This is a genomic window from Streptomyces sp. NPDC055078, from assembly GCF_053607985.1.
Genome location: NZ_JBSGUP010000674.1, coordinates 1 through 4,410, shown reverse-complemented (window position 1 = coordinate 4,410; position 4,410 = coordinate 1). Strand labels below are relative to the sequence as shown.

The window sequence follows — 4,410 nt, the reverse complement described above, 5'->3', positions numbered from 1 at the left end:
GGGGGACCCGGGGCCAGCACCCGGGACCCCCGGCCCCGGAGATGCGTCCCCCGGGCCCGGGGCGCGGGGGCGCCGGTGGCCCGCCACCGCCGCCACCGACCGCCACTGGCCCCTCCCGCTCATACGCGCAATGAGCGCGGCTCTCCGGTCCGCCCCCGGCCCGTTCCCCGCTCCGTTCTTCGGCCCGCCCCCCGGCCCGTCCTTCGGTCCCTCCCTCTCCCCGGGGCCGAGGCGGCTAGCATCACCCGTATGACGCCGCTGACGCACAGCCGAAACGGCGTGCGGAGACTGCCGGGAACCGCCTGGCTGCGCTGCGCCGTCGCGGTGTTGCTCGCCGCCCTCCTGCTGTGTCTGAGCACGGCGGACCATCACCGGATCCAGCAGTCCGTGCCTGTGCCCGTACCCGTTCCGGTGGCAGCGGCCGGGGCCGGGGCCCTCGCCCCGGACGCCCTGCCCGCCCCGGCGGGAACGGTCACGGCGGAGTGCCCGCCGGGTGAGGTCTGCTGTGCGCCGCAGGCGCATCACGCGGCCGTCCTCACGGCGCAGGCACAGCACGAGTCCGTGCTTCCTCCGGAGCAGTCGGCGATGACCGCGCCGAACACCGCGCGGACCGCCGGCCCACCGGCCTTCGGCTGTATCGCTCCCCCCGACCTGCATGTTCTTCAGGTGCTGCGGACCTGAGCGGATGTCCGGGCGAACTCGCCCGCCCCGCCACACCGGCCGCCCCGACTCCGCCACGGAGTCGTGAGCGCGGGCCGGTCCTTTCCGCATTCCCTCGCGCACCGCCGCCCTTCGGGTGGCAGAGACAAGGAACAGACATGGGTACGGGAGTCGAAGTCAGCGGCGAACGCATCGACGTAATACACCCCGGTGAGCTGAGCGCGGCGGCGCTCACCCTCTGGCGCGACCTGCGCGCCGCGGCGCCGTCACCGGACAATCCCTTCCTGGCGCCGGAGTTCTGCCGGGCCGTGGGCCGGGTCCGGCCGGGCACCAGGGTCGCGGTCGTGCACCAGGGCGGCGAGCCGGCCGGGTTCTTCCCCTTCGACCGGGGGCGGTGGGGGCAAGGCCGCGCGGTCGGCATGGCCGTCTCCGACTGCCAGGGAGCCATTCTGCGGCCCGGCCTGGAACTGGACCCCGCAAGACTGCTGCGTGCCTGCTCCCTGGCCGCCTGGGAGTTCGACCACCTCGACATGGAACAGCACCAGCTCCTGCCGTACGCGACCGAGAAGTTCGCCTCACCCGTCATCGACGTCGCCGACGGCTACGACCGTTACGAGGGAGTGCTGCGCGAGCGTTCCCGGAAGTTCCTCCGGTCGACGCTGGCGCAGGAGCGCCGGATGGGCCGGCAGATCGGTCCGCTGAGGTTTGTGTTCGACGAACGGGAACCGGCCGTACTGGAGACGCTGATGGCATGGAAGTCGGCGCAGTACCGCCGGACCGGCCGACGGGACCGGTTCGCCCAGGAGTGGATCACCCGCCTGGTGCGGGGCCTCGCCGCCACCGAAGCCCCCGGCTGCTCGGGTGTGCTGTCGGTGCTCTACGCGGCCGGGGCACCCGTCGCCGCGCACTTCGGCCTGCGCTCGCGCACCGTGCTGTCGTGCTGGTTCCCGGCCTACGACCCGGGCTTCGCCAAGTTCTCGCCCGGTCTCGTCCTCCATCTGCGCATGGCCGAGGCCGCCGCCGCGGCGGGCATCGGACTGCTCGACCTGGGACGGGGCGACGCCGGCTACAAGGACTCCCTCAAGACACGCGAGCTGACCGTGTACGAGGGCGTCCTCCTGAGCCGCGGCCCCCGCGCCGCCCTCCACCGGCTCAGCCGCGAGCCGGTGCGCGGCGCCCACCGTTTCGTCCGGGACCGCCCCCGGCTGGCAGCCTTCGCCGCGCGAACCCTCAGGACCGTCGGCAGCCTGCGGGACCGCTGACGGGACAGGGCCCGCCCGTCGCCGTAAGCGCGAGGACGCGCAGCGGAAGCGGACGATCCCGGGGACGGACTGTGGCGCGGCCCCGCAGGTTGTCAGACCTTGATGATGCGGACGCCGGGGCGGCACAGCATGAGGAAGTCCTCGGGGTCCGACGTCAGTACAGTCACGGGGGCGGGCGAGGCGAGTGCGGTGGCGGCCACGACGGCGTCGAGGGCGCACTCGTGGCCGTGCAGACCGGCAGCGGCGAGGAGCTTGCTCGCATGGCGGGCGATGGCTTCGGTGGGCGGGACGATGTTCACGCGGGAGACGGCGTAGTCGAAGCGGGCCTGATTGACCTTGGGGTCGCGTGCTTCGACCAGCGTGACGGAGCTGGTGACCACGCGGATGTCCTCGGCCTCGGCCGCTGCCAGCCACTCGGTGACTTCAGGGGAGCGTCGTACGAGTTGGGACAACCCCTCACAGTCCAGGACGAGCGTCCCACTCACGCCGCGTCCGCCGAGCCGGTCATGTCACCGCGGAGGATCGCTCGCTTGGTCTCGACCGCTGCCTGGTCCACCGGGCCGTGTTCAGCTTCGGCGTCTTCGATGAGTTCGCGCACCAGGTCCCGCTCAAGCTGGCGCTGGATGAGAGCTTCGACGTAGGCGGACATACCTCGCTTGCCGGTACGTGCCTTGAGGGCGGCGATCGTGCCTTCGTGGAGGGAGACGGAGACCGGGCGGACGGGGCCTTCGCCGGGAGCGGGGGAGGTGGCCATGACCCTACTTTAACAAAACTATTGTTATTGAGTGCGCGCTATCCGTGCCCGGTCTCCCGTACAGGTACAGGTACAGGTACCGGGGAGGGAAGGCCCTGACAGCGCCGAAAGGCAGAAAAGCGCTGGTCAGGGCCTGCACCGTCAGCACTCGATGATGTTCACCGCGAGCCCGCCCCGCGCCGTCTCCTTGTACTTCACCGACATGTCCGCCCCGGTCTCCTTCATGGTCTTGATGACCTTGTCGAGGGACACCTTGTGGCTGCCGTCGCCGCGCAGCGCCATCCTCGCCGCCGTCACGGCTTTCACCGCGGCCATGCCGTTGCGCTCGATGCAGGGGATCTGGACGAGGCCGCCGACCGGGTCGCAGGTGAGGCCGAGGTTGTGTTCCATGCCGATCTCGGCGGCGTTCTCGACCTGTTCGGGGGTGCCGCCGAGGGCCTCGGCGAGAGCGCCGGCGGCCATGGAGCAGGCGGAGCCGACCTCGCCCTGGCAGCCGACTTCGGCGCCGGAGATGGAGGCGTTCTCCTTGAAGAGCATGCCGATGGCGCCGGCGGAGAGGAGGAAGCGGACGACGCCCTCGTCGTCGGCGCCGGGGACGAAGTTCGTGTAGTAGTGCAGGACGGCCGGGATGATGCCGGCCGCGCCGTTGGTGGGGGCGGTGACGACACGACCGCCTGCCGCGTTCTCCTCGTTGACGGCCATGGCGTAGAGGGTGATCCACTCCATGGCGTGGGCGAGGGGGTCGCCCTCGGCGCGGAGCTGGCGGGCGGAGTTGGCCGCGCGGCGGCGGACCTTGAGGCCGCCGGGGAGGATGCCCTCGCGGGACATGCCTCGGGAGACACAGGCCCGCATGACCTGCCAGATCTCCAGGAGTCCGGTGCGGATCTCGTCCTCGGTGCGCCAGGCTTTCTCGTTCTCCAGCATCAGCGCGGAGATCGACAGACCGGTCTCGCGGGTGAGCCGCAGCAGTTCGTCGCCGGTGCGGAAAGGATATTTCAGGACGGTGTCGTCGAGCTTGATCCGGTCCTCGCCGACCGCGTCCTCGTCCACCACGAAGCCGCCGCCGACCGAGTAGTACGTCTTCTCCAGGACGGGCGTGCCCTCCGCGTCGTAGGCGAGGACCGTCATGCCGTTGGCGTGGTACGGCAGGGTCTTGCGGCGGTGCAGCACCAGGTCGTCGTCGTAGGAGAAGGCGATCTCGTGCATCCCGAGCAGACTGATCCGCCCGGACTCCCTGATCCGCCGGACCTGCTCGTCGGCGGTCTCGACGTCCACCGTGCGCGGGGAGCTGCCGCTGAGCCCCAGCAGAACCGCCTTGGGGGTGCCGTGGCCGTGCCCGGTCGCGCCCAGGGAGCCGTACAGCTCGGCGCGGACCGAGGCGGTGTGGGCGAGGAGGCCCTCGTTCTTCAGCCGTCGGGCGAACATACGGGCGGCGCGCATCGGGCCGACCGTATGGGAGCTGGACGGGCCGATGCCGATCGAGAAGAGGTCGAAGACCGAGATGGCCACGGGGGACTCCTAGGGGGTTGGTAGACGCCGTTGTCTGCCGGGTGGTGCGGATGTGCGGTGGCGCGGTGGGGCGGATGTGCGGTGGTGCGGACGTACGGTGGCGCGGTGGTGCGGACTACCGGCGTACGGACTACCGGCGGTACGGGCGTACCGGCGGTACGGGCGTACCGGCGGTACGGGCGTACCGGCGGTACGGGCCGGGGCACCGCGCTCACCGTCCAGTGT

The 4,410-nt window shown here is 71.4% G+C and carries 5 protein-coding genes; 2 read left to right on the top strand and 3 right to left on the bottom strand.

All coding sequences use genetic code 11. The annotated features are described in order from the left end of the window. The first annotated feature begins 249 nt into the window (after positions 1-249). Both ACWF94_RS34585 and ACWF94_RS34580 read left to right on the top strand, forming a co-directional pair. Positions 250-681 (top strand): hypothetical protein, encoded by a 432-nt coding sequence (locus tag ACWF94_RS34585; protein WP_453497864.1) that lies wholly within the window; start codon positions 250-252, stop codon positions 679-681. Between the two features lie 137 nt (positions 682-818). Beyond that, entirely contained in the window at positions 819-1,922 is a 1,104-nt protein-coding gene (locus ACWF94_RS34580; RefSeq protein WP_453497861.1) for a GNAT family N-acetyltransferase, read from the top strand. Positions 1,923-2,014: 92 nt separating this feature from the next. Here ACWF94_RS34580 and ACWF94_RS34575 read toward each other — a convergent pair whose 3' ends face one another. The 3 genes from ACWF94_RS34575 to ACWF94_RS34565 form a co-directional block, all read right to left on the bottom strand. Next, positions 2,015-2,407 carry a type II toxin-antitoxin system VapC family toxin gene (locus tag ACWF94_RS34575; RefSeq protein WP_453497858.1) on the bottom strand — a complete coding sequence of 131 codons (393 nt, stop codon included), beginning with the start codon at positions 2,405-2,407 and terminating at the stop codon, positions 2,015-2,017. Next, positions 2,404-2,676 carry a hypothetical protein gene (locus ACWF94_RS34570; protein WP_453497855.1) on the bottom strand — a complete coding sequence of 91 codons (273 nt, stop codon included), beginning with the start codon at positions 2,674-2,676 and terminating at the stop codon, positions 2,404-2,406. The genes ACWF94_RS34575 and ACWF94_RS34570 overlap by 4 nt, the downstream gene beginning before the upstream one ends. A 141-nt stretch (positions 2,677-2,817) precedes the next feature. Further along, positions 2,818-4,185 (bottom strand): L-serine ammonia-lyase, encoded by a 1,368-nt coding sequence (locus ACWF94_RS34565; RefSeq protein WP_453497852.1) that lies wholly within the window; start codon positions 4,183-4,185, stop codon positions 2,818-2,820. Positions 4,186-4,410: the final 225 nt, after the last annotated feature.

Excerpts from the sequence above, each read along its gene's own strand:
- ACWF94_RS34585 (WP_453497864.1), top strand. The coding sequence starts at position 250 with ATGACGCCGCTGACGCACAGCCGAAACGGCGTGCGGAGACTGCCGGGA.
- ACWF94_RS34580 (WP_453497861.1), top strand. The coding sequence starts at position 819 with ATGGGTACGGGAGTCGAAGTCAGCGGCGAACGCATCGACGTAATACAC.
- ACWF94_RS34570 (WP_453497855.1), bottom strand. The coding sequence starts at position 2,676 with ATGGCCACCTCCCCCGCTCCCGGCGAAGGCCCCGTCCGCCCGGTCTCC.